This is a genomic window from Vaccinium witches'-broom phytoplasma str. VAC (assembly GCF_000309405.1).
Lineage (GTDB): Bacteria > Bacillota_I > Bacilli_A > Acholeplasmatales > Acholeplasmataceae > Phytoplasma.
In genome coordinates, this window is record NZ_AKIN01000212.1 from 1 (window position 1) to 354 (window position 354).

1 pseudogene is annotated in these 354 nt (G+C 30.2%); it reads right to left on the reverse strand.

Annotated features, from left to right (window positions below):
- A pseudogene (locus RI68_RS02970) lies at nucleotides 1-354 on the reverse strand (DNA double-strand break repair rad50 ATPase); the annotation flags it as partial.

A 354-nucleotide genomic window follows, 5' to 3' on the forward strand; every position in this document is an offset into this window, starting at 1 on the left:
TTTTTTCTTTTTGTTCTTGATTAATTGCTTGTTTTTCATATAATGTTTTTAATTCTTCTTCACATTTCTTTAATTCACCTTCCCAATTGGATTTGAGCCCTTTGTAATCATTGATAGTTTGGTCGTATTTGTCAATAGCTTTATCGATTTTATTGATTAATTGGCCTGCGTATTTAGAGGATGGGTCTTTGGGTTGATGAAAGAAAGAGAGATAAATGAAACTTAAACATCCAAGAATAATTAAAAAATAAATTAAATAGCCTTTCCAAGTTGGTGTTTTGTTTGTTTGATTGGTGGAAAGTTTCCTTTTGAAGAAAAAGAAAATACCGAAGATAGTGGATCGCAAAGATCGGA